This window comes from Bacillota bacterium (assembly GCA_040755295.1).
Taxonomy (GTDB): Bacteria; Bacillota; Desulfotomaculia; order Desulfotomaculales; family Ammonificaceae; genus SURF-55.
The window spans coordinates 84380-102029 of the sequence record JBFMBK010000011.1; the positions used below are offsets into that span (position 1 = coordinate 84380).

Here is a 17650-nt window from a genome sequence, read left to right on the forward strand (position 1 = left end):
TCATCATTCCGCATTGTCTTTACTGCATTTCCTCTACGCTTACGAACTGGATCAGGTAGTAGTTGAGATATTCGTTTACCTGTGTGACACCCGGAGTTGCACTACCTATCACGAGTTTGTAGAAGATGGGCCCCTTGTTGTACTGCCGCTGGCTCAGCCAGCTCATGAAGTCTTCCACTTCCGATTTGGTCAAGCCCTGATACTGTTTGACCGTTCCATCGGTAAGGGTGACCTTTAAGACAAGGTTGGCGCTCACGAATTCAGTTCCGACGTAGTCAACATCGACTTCGCTGGTATACCCCTCGGTCGAGGCGTCCTGCACCTTCTGCACATATATCACGGAGAAGTTGTCGGCCGGCAGGAGCATGTTAAGGAAGTCCTCGGGAACCGATCTGAGCGCGGTCGCCGTCATCCCCTGCTGGGTAAGGGTAATCCAGTTGGTTTCGAGATCGTTGAACAGCCCCGCGTCGACCGTTACCCACTGACCGTTTTTATAGGACTTGCAGCTTATACCGTCGGTCGTGATGAAATAGTAGGTCTCGCCGTCCCTCGGATACAGTTCCACCGTGTAAATCCGCTTAATCTGCCGCCAGCCTAAGGCGTTGAAGTCCTGCTGCTTCTTGGCGTACAGGGGCTTCTGCAGCGGTGTCTCTTCCAGCCCGCCGCTGTTCAGGCTTCCCTGCATGGAAACCACTATGCTCTTGATGGATGGGGTGGTGTACGGGTCGACCGAGGCGAAGTATACGGCGATGTCAAGGCTGTAAATTTCTTTATCGTCAACGTAAAGTTTATTGAAATCATCCGCCGTCAGGGAATTGATCTCATTCGCCGTTATACCCTCGTCCTGGAATTGCTGCACTGTCGGAATCGAGTCGGTAACAAGCTCCCACTTACCGGATTTGTAAGTGTGCCAGGAGCCTTTTCCGTCGAAGGACAAGAGATAGCGATCCAAGCCCTGAACATCGCTGTGGTAGTATGTAGAAAGACCCCCGGTTGTTACATAAGCCATCCTGGCGCCGGCGCTGTCCATCACGAAGGGATAGTTGGCCACGGCATCCGCGGGCGTGATGTCCGCGGCGGAATCGGTGTTGACGTCGTACAACTGGTATTCGTAATTCGGACCAAGGACAGCCAGTTCGTTATCGTCCGTAACCCTGACAACGTTGGTTGCCGTGACGTCCAGTTTCCTGACGGACCTGGCGGATACCCGGTAGCAAAACAGGCCGTCGTCGGTTTTGAAGAATACCAGCGACCCGTCGGCGTTTGTCCAGAGCCCGGTGATGTTTTTGGCGGCGGTGGTTAAGGCGCTGGACTTCCAACCGGACGGGGTCGGGATAAGCTTGGATAGTTGAGTGGTGTTGCTGAAGAACGCCAAGTTGCCGGTTCTGGGAACGTCGAGATAGCTAAACGGACCGGCTGCAAGGTTCTGAGCGGGCGGCGCCGCTGTCGGTGCTAACCGGTGGAGATAATTAGTGTCGGACCTATAATAGAATATTGTTCCGTCATCCTGAAAGGCAAAAACACCGACCGACGCGGAAACCGTGGTTGTGCTGTTCGCCGCCCGGTCGTACAGGTACAAGTTGCTGTAGCAGTCTTTAAAGGCGACTTTGGCGCCCGAATAGTTTGGCTTGATGTCGCCGGGAACGATGCTTGAAATCAATGTATTCGAACCGGTCAGGAGGTTCAGCAGGTACAATTTGTTCCCGTCCTGAGGGTTTTTGTAAAAGAGGGAGTTGCCGTCGCCGGACATGGCCATGACGGCGGGAGAGACACCGGACAGCAAGAGCCGTTCCGCCACCAACGCGTTCAACTGGCCGGAACTGTCAATATATGAGGAGTTGATGGTTATCCCTCTGATCTTGCCGCTTGGCAGCAGGGCGGGAGTCCCCGGAGCTGCCCCGTTGATGCTCAGGGTGATGTCGTAAAGTAACGGAGAAACCATCGCGTCGCTGCTGGAGAGAGTTACCCTATACTGCAGTCGCGCGTTGTTCAGATCCGTGGCTGCCGTGATGCCGGAGATCGTGCCGCCGTTAACGGCGGTCTGCCATGAGCCGTAGGTCGTTCCGCCGTCCGTCGAAAGCTTCGTCTCTACCTTTGCGGTACCTACGACCCGGCCTCCCACGGCCGCGTCGGCTTTATTCCAACTGATTATCGAGCCGGCAACGGCGCTCCCTGAGGATATGTCCATCACGGGCGAGGTGTACGAGCCTTGTATGCTGTTGCCGATCGTTACATCGTCGAGGCTTGGTGAAGAATTCTGGTCCGACGTTGATAGGTTCGCCCGCCATTGGACACGGTAGTTGCTCAGGTTCGTGCCGTCCGGGATGATAACTTCACCGCTGTTCCTGGCGACCCAGTCGCTCCAGATAGCCCCGCCGTCCGATGAGGTTCTTGCCTCCACCGAAACCGCGGTGTTCGCCGGCGTGGTCTTCGAGTAGCTGATCTTGAAGTTGTCGGCCACCCACGTGCCGGATACGTCCTGAATAGTGTGGGTGTAGGTGCCGGAAGAGGTATAGACGAAGTTATCCCCGATGAATTTATCCACCGACATCGAGCCGTACCAATAATCTGTGTATGGCTCACCAACAGTTACCCAAAGCGGGTTGCCATAGTCTCTTACCGACGACCAATTAACCCATGCGGAAGTGGCATGTGTTACCGACTCGTCGGCGTTTTTCAAAATGAGCTTGAATTGCGTCCCGTTTGTTTCAAGAACAATAACATAATCGGTATTGAGCGACCCTGCAAAAGCATCTGATGTGGTGGTTGTCCAGATACTGTTATTCCAGTAATACCACGATCCAGTGCTATTGTCCATATAGGCAAACCGAAATATGCCCGTGTCGGATTGCCAAACTATAAGCCTCCTTAGGTTGTTAAAATTATTGAACGTGTCACATACAGGCGAAGTAGGATTCTGAACAACCCCCAAGAAGTAGAACGCACCGGTTGCGTTAACACTGGTACATTTTCCTTTAACCTTGACCGTCTGGGCTATAGACTTATTCAAATTCTTATTAAACACAAGCATTCCGGCGCCCGTTACCGCCGTCCCCGCGTTAACCGTCAATCTGCCCGCGCCGTCTCGGGTGACGCTACCCGAACCTGCAATGGAAGTATTGAAGTAATTTGTGTCAGGTGGAGCGCCGCTGGCGCCCGTGAACTCATCGGTAAACGATCCTCTAACCAGCTTCACCGCGTCACTGACCGCTTCGGTATTGCTGTGCGTCCCGTTAAAGTCGGTTGTTGAAGTTGTAGTGCTGGGCGTGCCGTTGCTGATGGTTACGTCATCGAGGCTTGGTGAAACACTCGGATCTGACGTTGATAGGTTCGCCTGCCACTGAACGCGGTAATTACTCAAGTTCGTGTTGTTGGGCACTAACAAATCGCCGCTGTTTTTCGCGGACCAATTTCCCCAGGTGGTACCGCCGTCGGAAGATGTCTTTACCTCTACCGAAACTGAGGTGTTTGCCGGCGTGGTCTTCGCGTAGGTGATCTTGAAATTATCGGCTATAGATGCGGCAAATACGTCTTGAGCGGAATGGGTGTAACACCCAGGTCCCCTGGACGAAACAAGCGTATCATTAAAATTACAGAGTAATAGCGTACCTTCATCATTTGCCGGGGCACTCGTTGCCATCAGGTGCGCCTCCGCCCAGGCGTTATTTACGGTTGTGCCAACGCTTTCCAGGACGGTGATGTCTTCGAGTTTTACGGCGTCGAGTACGCCGTTTGCTTCATAGCTTGCTACATTGCTGCAACCAACGTAAAGCCGTGTCGGGGCTATCGGCAGGTTGGTGTCCATGTTGCTAACATAAACGATAGGATTAGTGCCAATCTTATACCAAAGTTGCATCCCTGCGGGGAGGTCATTGTGGGCGCTACTTAACTGCGCCGCGCCGAAAGCAACAATATCACCGGCAGAGTAAGAAATTGCCACTGTCTCTAAATTGACGTTAGTTCCGCTGTACCATTTTCGGAGCCTTAATTTGTCCGTCGAAGGCTCATACTCAATAGTAACCCGGTTATTGGCATCATAATAAAGCTCCGCTAGCACAAGGGCGTTTGTCCGAGCTATTGTACTCGCCTGATCGGTCTTCCAAAAGCCAGAGATAAACCACTCATTGGGGAGGGGGTTGTTTAAGGTGTAATAAAGGCTGTCGGCGTTGCGGGTGCCGCCGCCGATGTGCCAGGGTGTAGCGTAGGCTTTTTGTTCGATTTGGAGTCCATCAGCATAAAAAGTAGCAGCCTGAACACTACCAGTAGTTACTACCATTAATTGCGTTCTAGCACCAGTCGATCCAAATGTCCGCGTAACACTAACGCGTTGCCAGGAGCCAGTTAGTGTTATAGGCGCACTAGCGGTATATCCTACAAGTGCCTCCCCCGAAGTTATTTCTCTCAGTCCCAGGAATATGGTACCGGTTCCTTTGAGCCAGACACTTGCGGTATAGGTTTGTGACGCAGTTACGAGATTACTGGTGGTACGGAATCCCTCCTGTAATCCATATCCTGGCGTCTCTACCTTCAGACTGGCCGTGCCATGCCAGGAATTCGCTGTATCACGGGTTCGGGTAGATGCACTGTATATAAGAAACCCCGTCGTATCCGTCTCTACGTCACTCTGATTCACCGTCATTCGATTCGTTGTTCCTTCCACTGAATGATACCCGTTCGAGAACTTCCCCGCCTCGTAAGACGGATTCCCCGAAGCGACTTCCGTGCCGTCGCTCTTGTACTTAACCGAAGCGCGTGAAAAAGTTGAGGCAGGAGCAGCAGGCAACTTTACCGCGTCGTTGTCAGCTACAGTATTAACATGCGTCCCGTTGAAGTCAGCGGTTGTCGTAGCGGTATTTGAATACCCAATGACACCTTGCAATCTCAGCGTCCCGCTACTGTCCGCATAGACATCATCTGCCGTTCCTGTTTGGAAATCGGCCTGGCTGGTGTCCGTCTTGGTGTAAAACGCTTGGCTTTGGGAACCGAGGACCGTCGGGGTTGCATCATAATTGTTTACCCCGTTTGGCTTAAAGCGTAATTGTCCGTTAACCAGTTGAGTTTGCGAATTAACTAACTTTGAAAGGTCATAATTATACGCGGGTGAGTAGATGGAGGAAATTTCATCGTAATACCAGGTTGAGCTATCGTTCGTATGCACCCACAGGTTTTTCGCCTGAACCATGGCCGGGCTCGTTGTTTTGGTTAGGTCCAGCGTCACTTTATTCCATTTACCGCTCTGCAAGTCCGAACCCACTTTAAAGACTCCGTCTCCGTCCCGGTCGCTGAGAATCTTACAATCGGCTCCGGCTGTATTATCTCTTGTCCAGAATTCTACCCATTTTGCGCCAGGCCCCGGTTTCACCCAAAGCCGGACCTGAGAATACTGGGTGATGTCAAAAGGATCGGAGGTGGAAAGGTTGTAATAAACCCAGTTTTGGGTGGTATTGTCCCCCGCCGCAGCCTTTACGGCATAGTTCCCGCCCACCTTGTCCTGGGTCAGGGATACCGTACCGGGACTCAATCCGGTTATGTTGGTAGTGCTTTCTAAGGGATCATTTAAAGGGAGGTTTTGTTTTACGTCCTGCCCGGTCTGGGGAGGACCGAACGCCTGGATCTCTACCCAGCGGTTCTGGTTGTCTTTATCCGAACCATTAATCCAGTCCCTAATGTAGCAGACCCTGGCAGGGTTGAAGGTGATGGTCTTACCTTGTTCGCTTTCCTTATATTCTCCGCTGGATGCCGAGTCGAAAACAGTGGTCCAGTTGGCGCCGTCTTCCGATATCTCGGTCTTTGTATTGTGGCAGGTCCTGCCGTCGGCCCAATAGTGCCATATCTTTATCTTGTCAAGGGTGTAAACGCTTTTCAAATAGACGGTCAGCGAAACGGGAGAGCCGCCGGCGCCGTTGTCTGTGATATACGCCGATGAATACTTATTGCCGTCAGTTACAATAGTGCTGGAATTCCCGAAACTGCTCTGGCAGGTTACGGATGTAGTGTACGGCTTTCCTAAGGCGTAGTTTATCGGCGTTTGCGCCAAAGCCGTAATAGGAAGCATTGTTGTCAGCATCAGGACGATAAGAAAAACACTTATAAACCTCTTACGCATAAAAAGTTCCTCCCCCTAATTCCATAATATTCCGGCAATTTATCTGGGTATTTTTATTTAATAATTGGTTAGCTGTGCTTGTCAAGAATAATTTGTCACAATAAGTTTAGTACTAGGAAATACTTTAGTATAATACCATTTATGGTATTAAATAACGACGCTCATCGACATATTCTGAGCCGGTTCTTTGACGCCAAGATACGTATAATGGCAAGAAAAATAAAGGATACAGAGAGAATTTGAACCACGGAAGCAGATGGAAAATCCAGTAATGCGGAATGATGAATGGGGGCAGGGAGGCAGGGGCAGGATCTGAACCACGGATTAACACAGATGGTCACAGATAAGGGATAATATAAACCAATCCTAATCCGTGCCTATCCGTGTTCATCTGTGTGTGGTTAAATATTGTTTCCCGCTCGTCCAAATTAGGGCTAAACTATTTTATATCCCGAGCGCCTGGCGGTAGCAGTCCACCGCCTCGCTCTCCCGTCCGAGTTCCGCCATGATGCTAGCCTTAAGGCTTAACACCCGGTGGTCCGCGGGGTGTTTCTGGTCGAGCCAAGTGCATACGGTAAGGGCCTCTTCATAGCGTCCCAGTTCCGCAAGGCACGCCGCCCGGTTCAGCAGGAAGACCTCGCTGCCGGGACCGGCCGAATCCGCGGCTTTCGTGTAGGCATCCAGGGCTTTCTGCTTTTGTCCCGCCGCTTCCTGGATCACGGCAAGGTTGTTGACTATTATCCCGTCGTCGCTCTTTGCCGCCAGATCGGTCATAATCCGCTCCGCCTCTTTTATCCGGCGCAGCTTATAATAACAGGCCGCCAGGTTCGTCCCCGCCACAACGTCATCCGGGGCCAGTTCCCGCGCCAGAAGAAAACAGGCCGCGGCTTCTTCATAGCACCTCAAGTGAAACAGGCTGAAGCCCTTGTTGTTGAGCACGTGTGCGCTATCGCCCCCGCCTAGGCGCTGCCCGCGTTCATAGTGATCAAGCGCTTCGCCGTACCGGCCAAGCAGGTTTAACGCGTGGGCCGTGTTCAACGTAACGGAAAGGTCGGCGCCGCCCGCCATTTCGGCTTCCTTAAGTATCCGGGTCGATTCCGCCGCCTCACCCAGGGAGAGAAGGCACAGAGCCTTCTGGTTGAGCACCGTGCTGTTGTAACACCCCGCGGAAAGGGCGCGGTTGAAAAACGCCAACGCCTGCGCCGGCTCATTCCGTTTCAGCAGCCAGCTTCCCGCCGCCGCCAGCACCCAACCGAGGTCTCTCGGTGACACTCCCGTCTCTCTATCCGCAAAACGCGCCGGATTAAACTTCCCTTTCTTCCATCCCGCCGGGCAGGCGACCCGAAGATGCGTAACCGCCTGGTCAAGCTTACCCAGCTTAAAACAAAGCCGGCCCGCCCGAAAGTTCAGGTCCACACTGCCGGGTTCCGCCTTCAGAGCGCGCCTGACCAACCGGAGCGCAGCTTCGTTCATGCCTGCCCGCTCGCAGGCGCCTGCCCCGCCCAAAAGCAGGCTGGGCCGGACGAGATGCCTTTTCAACGCCGCCCATGGGCTGCCGAATATTATAAACACAGTGTAATCCTCCCTCAAAAAATAGATAGTACATCTTTCGTTAGACACCGCGATAAATAACGCATTGCGGCGTTAGACCGCCTGAGCCGAATCCTCACGTACCTCCCAGTACGCTCCGGTTCGTCTCAACCGGTCTGCCTTGCACTGCATTACTTCTCACGGCGTTCCGCTTTTGTTACATTATTGCTTCTGAGCAACACGCTTACGGGTATAATTTTATCTTCCTTCGTTGTTCCGCCGTGAACGATACTCAAGGACTCTTCAAATAATAGTGATGAGTGTGGAATGATCGATCGGAACGCTCCCGCGTTATGAATGCCTGGCTGAAATATTGTACGTTGTCCAGAAAAATCCTTCCAGATACTGGGATAAACCGTGCGACAAAACCCCGCTTCCTTCACGCCTATTGTTGAAAAATAACACGTCCGGCCCCCATCTCTTGCAACCTGCGGAAATCGTGATATGCTTAATGATTGTAAGAAAAATCTACACCGGTAAGGGTAATGGATGCTTACTTCTAATGAGACACTGAGCGGAAAGGTGACGCTCGTCACCGGCGGCGGCAGGGGCATCGGGGCGGCGATCTGCACGGAGTTGGCGCGCCACGGCGCAAGCGTAATTGTGAACTATCTTACTTCGGCCCGGGACGCCGAGAACGTAGCGGCGGCCTGCCGGGAGTACGGCGGGAACGCCATGACCTTCCGGGCCGATGTCGCAGATCCGTCATCCGTGGAAAAGCTTTTCGACGCCGCGGAAAAATCGCTGGGCCCCGTCGATATTTTGGTTAACAACGCCGGTCTGGGACTGCGCAAACTGGTTGTGGAAACCGGTGACGAAGAATGGGCGAGGCTTGTCGAGGTTAACCTTTCCGGGGCGTTTTATTGCTGCCGGCGCGCTCTTGACGGAATGATCCGCCGCCGTTGGGGCCGGATAGTTAACATAACATCAGTCTTCGGAATCACGGGCGCTTCCTGTGAGGCCGCGTACGCCGCCACCAAGGGAGGTTTGATCGCCCTTACCAAGTCGCTGGCGCGCGAGGCGGGCAGCGCCGGAATCACGGTGAACGCCGTAGCCCCCGGCCCCGTCCAGACGGATATGCTCCCGAAAGGACTTTCCCCCGAAGAAATCGCCGGACTTGCCGCTTCCATCCCCGCGGGCAGACTGGGCACCCCCCGCGACGTCGCCGGCGCCTGCGCCTTCCTCGCCTCTCCGGACGCAGCCTTCATCAACGGGCAGGTCCTGCGCGTCGACGGCGGCTGGCTGACCACGTAGCCTATCCTCATTCCCCAGGAATGTTCTAAAGCTGATAGTAATTAACACTGGCAACGATAAGATACCAGAAGGAAAAACAGATTTTCCGGTGAACCTTGTAGAAAACCCGTATATTTTCAAAAAACAGCAGCAATAAACAGGAGAATGCAATGAACGAAAACTTTGCCATTAAACCGGGCGCGAAAATTCTGGTCACGGGATGCGCCGGATTCATAGCGTCCAGGGTGACGGAATTGCTTCTGGCGCAGGGATGCTCCGTTTCCGGGATAGACAGCCTCAACGACGCTTATGATGTCACGATGAAAGAATGGCGTCTTAACCGGTTAAAACAACTTGACGGATTTCGTTTTTATCAGGCGGATATTTCTGGTCTCCAAGAATTGAGACAGCTTTTTAACACGGCATACGTCTCCTCAGATGCCGTCGGCGCGCCGTTCGACGCCGTCATCAACCTCGCCGCCCGGGCAGGCGTGCGGCAATCGGTGGCCAATCCCTGGGTGTACGTCGACACCAACGTCACCGGCACCCTGAACCTGCTCGAACTCTGCCGGGAATTCGGCGTTAAGAAATTTATCCAGGCCTCAACTTCAAGCTTATACGGCAAGGACAACGCCATGCCTTACCGCGAGGACGCCAACACCGATAATCCCCTCTCGCCGTACGCGGCTTCCAAGAAGGCGGCGGAAGCGCTTTGCTACACCTACCATTATCTTTACGGCATCGACGTGACGGTGCTGCGCTATTTTACCGTTTACGGCCCCGCCGGAAGACCGGACATGAGCTTCTTCCGGTTCATTCAGTGGATCAACGAAGAAAAGCCGCTGCTTATTTACGGCGACGGACAACAATCCCGCGATTTCACCTACGTCGACGACATAGCGCACGGCACAATCGCCGCCCTGCGGCCGCTGGGCTACGAAACAATCAACCTCGGATCGGACAGACCCGTTGTGCTGCTGGACGCCGTGCGGCTCATTGAAGAGCTTCTCGCCAAGAAGGCGAAGTTGGAGTTTCAAAGCCCCCAACCGGCGGATGTCACGGCTACATGGGCCGACATCAACAAAGCCCGGAACCTGCTCGGCTGGGAACCGGGAGTAACCATCGAGGAAGGCCTTAGAGAAACCTGCCGCTGGTACCGGGAAAACCGGAACTGGGCTAAAGAAGTGAGGGTACTGTAAGAAATGAATCCTAAGTGTATCGCCGTCGTTGGGTTAGGTTATGTGGGGCTCGCGCTTGCCGTGGAGTTTGGAAAGGCGCTCCAAACCATCGGCTTTGACATAAATCCGGAACGCGTTGAAGCACTCCGCAAAGGATATGACGATAATGACGAGCTTAAAGGAGCGGACCTGCGTCCTCCCCATCTTACTTTTACTGCCGATCCCGTGGAATTGCGCCAGGCTGAATTCATTATCATAGCCGTACCCACACCCGTAGACGGCCACAATAGGCCTGATTTCAAACATCTGGTTGAAGCAAGCCGTTTGGTGGGACGAAACCTGGTTCCGGGGACAACCGTGGTTTACGAATCCACCGTATATCCGGGCGTGACCGAAGAGATCTGCGTCCCTATTTTGGAGCGGGAGTCGGGACTACGTGGCGGAAAAGACTTCAAAATCGGCTACTCCCCGGAACGCATTAATCCCGGGGATTCAGAGCACACCCTGGCAAACGTAGTGAAAGTGGTGGCGGCTCAAGATGAGGAAACACTGGCGCAGGTTGCCGGTGTTTATGAACTGATCATAAAGGCGGGCGTGTATAAGGCTCCCGATATCAGGACGGCGGAAGCGGCGAAGGCGATCGAGAATATTCAGCGAGACCTGAACATCGCCCTGATGAACGAGCTGGCCATGATTTTTCACCGGCTCGGACTCGATACACAGGAAGTTCTTAAAGCGGCGGGTACAAAATGGAATTTTATCCCTTTCCAACCGGGATTGGTCGGAGGGCACTGCATCCCCGTTGATCCTTATTACCTGACATTCAAAGCGGAAGCAACCGGGTACCATCCCGAGGTCATCCTTGCAGGACGCCGGATCAACGATGAGATGGGATATTATATCAGCCGCGAAACCGTAAGACTCATGATTAACGCCGGGAAAACGGTGCGAAACGCAAATGTGCTGGTGCTGGGCGTTACGTTTAAAGAGAATGTGCGGGATGTACGCAATACGCGGATAACGGATCTGGTCCGGGAACTTGAAGGGTACGAAATTAAGGTCGCCGTTCACGATCCGCTGGTGGAACCCGAAAAAATCAGCGCCATGGGACTGGTTCCCGTTCCTGATCCTTTTAAAGAAAAAATCTGCTATGATGCGGTTATTGTGGCGGTACCGCACAAGGTTTTCCGGAAAAAAAGAACTATAGAGTTCGTTGATCTCTTGAGGAAAAACGGCGGACCCGGCGTACTCGTCGATGTCCGCAGGATTATACCCAAGGAAGACCTGGCGGATTCGGACGTCCTGTATTGGGGCTTATGACGGATCGAAAGACAGTAGCAGGAAAAAAGGAAATGGAAGTTCTCTTTGTAACCGGGATCTTCCCGCCGGATATCGGAGGACCCGCCACCTATGTACCGGTTATGGCCGGGGCGCTGAGTGAGCGCGGACACCGGGTGAAAGTGCTGACCACCAGCGAGCCGCACGATATGAAGCATGATGACGGCGTTTTCCCTTTCCCCGTTGTAAGAGTTAATAGAAGACTTCCTTTATTGCGGCGGACGGTCGATTTCACCCGGAGGGTTATTCGGCTGGGACGCGACGCTGACGTTATCTATGCCAACGGCATGCATCTTGAATGCGTGCTCGCCAATATATTTGTACGCAAGCCGCTGGTGATGAAAATCGTCGGCGACGAAGCCTGGGAAAGGGCCACCCGTAAAGGCTGGACCACGGACGGTTTCGACGATTTCCAGAACAGGCGCCAGAAATGGCCCGCCGAACTCAATAAACGCTTGCGTTCCTGGGTCACGCGCCGGGCGGACCGGGTAATTGCCCCGAGCGAGTATCTCAAGCGCAATGTTGTCGATTGGGGCGTCCCCGAGGGCAACTGTATCGTGGTTTATAACGCCGTTGAACCGCCCAAAGCTGTCGCGCCGGCTGTGATACCATTGATAACACCGGTTAAACTTGTTACGGTCGGGCGGCTGGTTCCCTGGAAGCATGTGGACGGAATAATCGGTTCACTAAGGAGTTTAACCGAAGCCGGTTTGGTCTTGGTCGGTGACGGCCCGGAACGACAGCGATTGGAGAGAATAGCGCAAGCCCAAGGGTCTATCGATCGTATTTATTTTACGGGGCAACGTAGCAAGGACGAAACACAATCGCTGATTGCCGCGTGCAACATCTTCGTATTGAATTCTTCCTATGAAGGACTGCCGCACGTTGTTGTAGAGGCAATGCAGTTGGGACTGCCGGTTGTGGCCACAGCGGCGGGAGGCACGCCGGAAGTGATAAAGGACGGCGAAACAGGTTTACTTATTCCACCAGGCGATAACAATGCTTTAAGCAAGGCGCTTGTTCTATTGATCAAGGACACCGATCTACGCACCCGACTGGCTGAAAACGCTAAAACCGTTCTTAAACAGTTCAGCTATCCGTTTATGGTGGTCGAGACGGAACAAGCGCTTATGCAAGCCATAAAAAGTGGGGAAATCAAGATCAAGTGAGTACGGAGTCGAACTAATTGTGGTGGTAACTACAAGGAAAGGGCAGGAAGCCATTCGGAATGGTACGGCTCTTAAAGACTGAAGAAGGGTACAAAAGGTTGCTCTGGCTTAAACCCATAGGCGACTTAGACGGGCTATGGGATGATACTTGGCTGGAGCAGACTTCACCGGAGAAGTTAACGTCCTGGGTTACACGTCAACGAGTATTTAAAGTAATCACAAACCATCTACCCGACCAAGCTAAAGTTGTTGAAGCCGGTTGTGGTTTGGGACATTGGGTCTGTGCCTTGCGACAATGCGGCTATAACGCGGTCGGTATTGACACGAGCAGGGTCGGTATAGAGAACGGCCGCCGGTTGTACAATCTGAATCAGGATATCCTCAGGGAAGGAAACGTCCTTGCTCTGGAATACTTGGACAACTCTTTTGATGCTTACGTCTCTTTGGGAGTAGTAGAGCATTTTCTGGAAGGACCGGTCTTGGCTTTAAAAGAGGCCCATCGTGTACTAAAAGAAGGCGGTTTATTGTTTTGCAGTGTTCCCTATTTAAATTTGCTCCGAATCATGTTCACGGAGCGCTTTGACCCGAACATGTCAGATACATCCGGTTACGGCTTTTACCAATGGAGCTTTACTAAGGAAGAAATGGAGGCAACGCTTAAATCAGCAGGTTTTGAGGTAATCCGAATTTTCCCGTACGCAACAATTAAAACTTTTTGGGAAGTGATACCGGGCTTTAGGTCGGTTACAGACCGGATAATGGCGAGAGCAACCGCCGTCAACGCAAGTAATTTAGAAAAAGCTAAAATAAGCAGCCCCAGGCCGTCAGTAACGATTAAGAGTTTATTAAAGGGAAGCGCCGCTCTTTTATTAGAAGGTTTACTTACAAGAAAGCTGGCGGGACACATGTGCATGTATGTCTGTAAAAAGAAACGAGGCAGTAGGCTTTAGGATGCGGATATGCTTTATCGGCGGTACACGCTATAGCCTGCCGCTGGACGAAACCAGTGCGAAAAAATTCCGTCTACTGTCTCAACTTGGTGAACTGTATGTGATCGGCTTCGCGCAAAACCCAAAGCCGCATCGTTTTACCGAGCACGCGAATTTTTATTTGATGCCGAAGCTCCCTCTGCCCGTATTGAGATACTTCCTTATGCTCACGTCAGGTACCCTGTTGGCTTTGTGGTTCATACTCGTACAAAAAGTACGCATCCTGGTTGCCCAGAGCCCTTACGAAGGATTTGCGGGTGCGGCAGCCAAAAAACTGGCCCGGCTCATCGGTTTAGAAACAGCATTAATTGTGGAAAGCCACGGTAACTTCGAGGAAAGCATTTTTTTGCAACGGCGGGTATTGGTGCCCGATATATATAGGGCTTTGATGCGGTGGACGTCGAAATTCGCATTGAAGCATGCGGACCTGCTCCGGGCGGTCTCCAACTCTACACACGAGCAACTCCAGCGCTGGTCGCCGGGTAAGCCGATCATACAATTCCCGGCCTGGACGGATATGGATGTGTTTCTGAACACGCAGCCGGAGCAGGCCGGCGATGATGTACTTTTCGCCGGAGTGCTGACTCCTCTCAAGGGTGTACATATTCTAATCGATGCTTTTGCGAAAGTAGGCCGGAAACTGCCCACAGCGCAGCTCTGGATAGCGGGGCGGGATGAAAACAAAGAGTACGCCGCCGAGCTTCGTGAGAAAGCGGCAGCGCTCGGGCTGGCAGACAGGATTCATTTCACGGGAGAGGTGTCACAGCAAGAACTTGCCCGGTATATGGCCCGTTGCCGTGTTTTCGTACTGCCTTCTTTTTCTGAAGCGCTTCCACGTGTGGTCTTTGAGGCTATGGCTGCCGCAAAGCCCGTCATCGCCAGTAACGTCGGCGGGATACCCGAGCTCGTTCAAGATGAAGAAACGGGTTTCCTGGTCCCCCCAGGAGACATAGAGTCCCTCACGAAACGGCTGCACTGGGTGCTTACCCACCCGGAGGGAGCGGAAACAATAGGAAAACAGGCAAGAGAATCTGCACGGAAGCTTTTTTCTTCCAAAGCTTATGTAGACAGTTACCGAAAGCTTTTTGAAGAAGCAAGGAAAACCTTGAAGAATGCAGCAGCATGCAATTAATGAGCTATTCTGAAGAGGTAAAAAGAATGCACCTTCTATTGTTTAACCTTGCTACCGACGTTGAAGATCCGATCCTGGGTTTTACTACCCGTTGGATCCATGCACTGGCCAAACGGGTTGAGTCTATTAACGTTGTTACGATGCGCGTGGGACGCGTTGAAGTACCTGATAATGTAAAGGTTTATTCGGTAGGCAAGGAAAAGGGCTACAGCGAACCGCGGCGGATGCTTGAATTCTACCGGCACTTATCCCGAATTCTTAAAGAAAACCGTATTGACGCATGTTTCTCCCATATGATTCCAGAGTTCAGCATCCTTGCTGCGCCGGTATTAAGGGTAAAACGGATACCTATTATCACCTGGTACGCCCACCCGACGGCCAATCGCAGGCTGAAAATCGCCCACCACTTATCCGACCGGATGGTCGCGAGCCTGGCTTCGGCTTATCCTTACAAGCAAGACAAGCTAACGGTTGTTGGCCAAGGGATTGATACAGACCTCTTCAGCCCGGACGGAACCGCACCGGATGAACCTCCGATGATTCTGTGCGCGGGGCGCCTCTCCCCAGCGAAGGACCACCCGACCCTGCTTCAGGCGGTGGCATTACTCAACAGGAACCCCGAAAGCGCGTTTCGCATTGTCATCATCGGCACCCCCGCAGGCCCGCAGGGTGAAACGTACGCGCAGTCGCTTCAAAACCAGGTGGAGGAACTCGGCCTCAAGAAAACCACCAGCTTCGAACCGGCGGTTCCGACCACGTCGCTTCCGGTCTGGTACCGGCGCTGTACGGTACACGTTAACCTGACCCCTACCGGCTTTGGGGATAAAGTTGCGTGGGAGGCGATGAGCTGCGGCAGACCGTGTTTGGCGGCTAATGAAGGATTCAAGCAAACTCTGGGGAAACTGGCGGACAGGCTTCTATTCCGCCACGAGGACTACGAAGACCTGGCAGCCAAACTTAGGATGATCCTGTCACTTCCCCCGGCTGAACTCGAACAGATGGGCGCTTATTTGCGCAACAATGTTATTGAACATCATAGCTTAGACGGTTTGTCCGGCCGTCTGGTAAACCTATTCAAAGAGTTATGTTTATCCATTGCGTAGGGAATTACAGATACACGACGCGAATGTATAGTTAATCCGTGCCTCAACAGACAAAAAATTCGTTTTGGTCGAAATCTAAGTTCGTTATATACTCTTAGTGGTATCGTTGTTGAACCATGTAACCGCTCATTACAAGGAAGTTGGTGTTTCCTGATGAAGCGCGCTTTAATCACCGGCATTACCGGGCAGGACGGTTCTTATCTTGCTGAGTTATTGCTTTCCAAGGATTATGAGGTGCACGGACTCATCCGGCGGGCAAGCACGTTTAATACGGACCGCCTCGACCATCTTTACCGTGACCCCCATGAGACGGGTGCCAGACTTTTTCTGCATTACGGGGACTTGGTGAACTCGGAGCAACTGACCAACCTGATTTACAACCTCAAACCGGAAGAAATATATCACCTAGGCGCACAGAGCCACGTCAGAGTCAGCTTCGACATACCCGAATATACGGGCGACATTACCGGCCTCGGCACCACGCGGCTTCTGGAAGCCATCCGGCGGAGCGGGATAAAAACAAGGTTCTACCAGGCGTCGAGTTCCGAGATGTTCGGAGGCGCACCTGCGCCGCAAAACGAGTCAACTCCGTTTCATCCCCGCAGCCCGTATGCGGCCGCGAAGGTTTATTCCTACTGGATGGTTGCCAACTACCGACAGGGGTACGGCCTGTGGGCGTGCAACGGTATTCTCTTCAATCACGAAAGCCCCCGGCGCGGGGAAACATTCGTGACCCGAAAAATCACAAGGGCGCTGGCCAATATCATTACCGGCAGGCAGAAAAAGCTTTTCCTCGGGAATCTTGATGCCCGGCGCGACTGGGGCTACGCGCCGGAGTACGTGGAAGCGATGTGGTTAATGCTCCAGCAGGACAGACCGGACGATTACGTTATCGGCACCGGAGAGTCACATTCGGTAAGAGAGTTTCTGGAAGAAGCGTTTTCTTGCGCCGGTGTTGACTGGCGTCAACACGTTGAAACCGACCCCCGTTACTTCCGGCCGACAGAGGTGGAATTCCTCCTCGCCGACGCCTCAAAAGCCCGAGGAGGACTGGGCTGGAATCCCAAGGTCCGGTTTAAGGAGCTTGTAAGGATAATGGTCGACGCTGATATGGAAGCGGCCGGGCTCACGCCGCCCGGTGAAGGGAAGCGCATTCTTCAAGAGAAATTCTCGGGCTGGCACCAGTGGGAGACAGGCGTGAAGGCAGTGTATGAGAACGTAAGGCGTGGAATGGAATAGCAATAGTTAAGTAGTTTTGTAGTAAAGTGGGTAAGAAGGAAGGTCCCGCACGGTGGTCAATAAAGGGCAGCAGCAAGTTGACCCTATATCGACTTTTGAAGATCTCGAAGTCTGGCAAAAGGAAGAGAGTTAAGAAAAGACTTTTCGCAGCTAGTCAAGAGACTTCCCTCAAGCGAGAGGTTCCGACTTGCAGATCAGATTTTGCGGGCTTCACGGTCGGTTACCGCCAACATAGCCGAAGGATACGGGAGGTTTCACTATCAGGGGAATATCCAGTTCTGCCGACAAACGAGAGGCTCCTTGTTTGAATTGTTGGACCACCTTACAGTGGTCCATGATGAAGGATACATCGATGAGGAGAAATTTAAAGGGTATAGGAAGCAGGTCTTTGAAATTATTCGCATGTTGAACGGGTATATCAAATACCTCAAACAGAGGAAGGCTGCGAGTGTGTAAAATAAATTGTGCTTCTACTCTTTCCGAAAGTACAATAAAACGGAAAGGCAGGAAGGCAAATGGAAAAGAAGAAACTGGTATCCCGTGAACAACTTAAGCAGTTTATCAAAGAGAACA

The 17650-nt window shown here is 52.6% G+C and carries 11 protein-coding genes; 9 read left to right on the plus strand and 2 right to left on the minus strand.

Annotation, left to right across the window (positions count from 1 at the left end; translation table 11 throughout):
* Positions 1-19: 19 nt before the first annotated feature.
* Together AB1500_09420 and AB1500_09425 are read right to left on the minus strand one after the other, a co-directional pair.
* Positions 20-6106, minus strand: a complete 6087-nt coding sequence (locus AB1500_09420; protein ID MEW6183374.1) for a discoidin domain-containing protein — start codon at positions 6104-6106, stop codon at positions 20-22.
* A gap of 444 nt (positions 6107-6550) precedes the next feature.
* Positions 6551-7678, minus strand: coding sequence for a tetratricopeptide repeat protein (locus tag AB1500_09425; GenBank protein ID MEW6183375.1), 1128 nt, complete (start codon positions 7676-7678; stop codon positions 6551-6553).
* 507 nt (positions 7679-8185) lie between these two features.
* Here AB1500_09425 and AB1500_09430 point away from each other — a divergent pair.
* The 9 genes from AB1500_09430 (at position 8186) to AB1500_09470 (ending at position 17533) form a co-directional block, all read left to right on the plus strand.
* Positions 8186-8950, plus strand: a complete 765-nt coding sequence (locus tag AB1500_09430; protein ID MEW6183376.1) for a 3-oxoacyl-ACP reductase family protein — start codon at positions 8186-8188, stop codon at positions 8948-8950.
* 149 nt (positions 8951-9099) lie between these two features.
* On the plus strand, positions 9100-10128 hold the full coding sequence (locus AB1500_09435) for a GDP-mannose 4,6-dehydratase (GenBank protein MEW6183377.1): 1029 nt from the start codon (positions 9100-9102) through the stop codon (positions 10126-10128).
* A gap of 3 nt (positions 10129-10131) precedes the next feature.
* On the plus strand, positions 10132-11427 hold the full coding sequence (locus tag AB1500_09440) for a nucleotide sugar dehydrogenase (GenBank protein ID MEW6183378.1): 1296 nt from the start codon (positions 10132-10134) through the stop codon (positions 11425-11427).
* Positions 11428-11459: 32 nt separating this feature from the next.
* Positions 11460-12614, plus strand: a complete 1155-nt coding sequence (locus AB1500_09445; protein ID MEW6183379.1) for a glycosyltransferase family 4 protein — start codon at positions 11460-11462, stop codon at positions 12612-12614.
* Positions 12615-12712: 98 nt separating this feature from the next.
* Positions 12713-13564, plus strand: a complete 852-nt coding sequence (locus AB1500_09450; protein MEW6183380.1) for a methyltransferase domain-containing protein — start codon at positions 12713-12715, stop codon at positions 13562-13564.
* Position 13565: 1 nt separating this feature from the next.
* Positions 13566-14735 carry a glycosyltransferase gene (locus AB1500_09455; GenBank protein MEW6183381.1) on the plus strand — a complete coding sequence of 390 codons (1170 nt, stop codon included), beginning with the start codon at positions 13566-13568 and terminating at the stop codon, positions 14733-14735.
* Positions 14736-14761: 26 nt separating this feature from the next.
* Positions 14762-15838, plus strand: a complete 1077-nt coding sequence (locus tag AB1500_09460; GenBank protein ID MEW6183382.1) for a glycosyltransferase family 4 protein — start codon at positions 14762-14764, stop codon at positions 15836-15838.
* 153 nt (positions 15839-15991) lie between these two features.
* A complete protein-coding gene (gene gmd / locus AB1500_09465) occupies positions 15992-17077 on the plus strand; it encodes a GDP-mannose 4,6-dehydratase (protein MEW6183383.1) in 1086 nt (361 codons plus the stop codon).
* 111 nt (positions 17078-17188) lie between these two features.
* Complete coding sequence (locus AB1500_09470) at positions 17189-17533, plus strand: four helix bundle protein (protein ID MEW6183384.1); 345 nt, start codon at positions 17189-17191, stop codon at positions 17531-17533.
* Positions 17534-17650 lie beyond the last annotated feature (117 nt).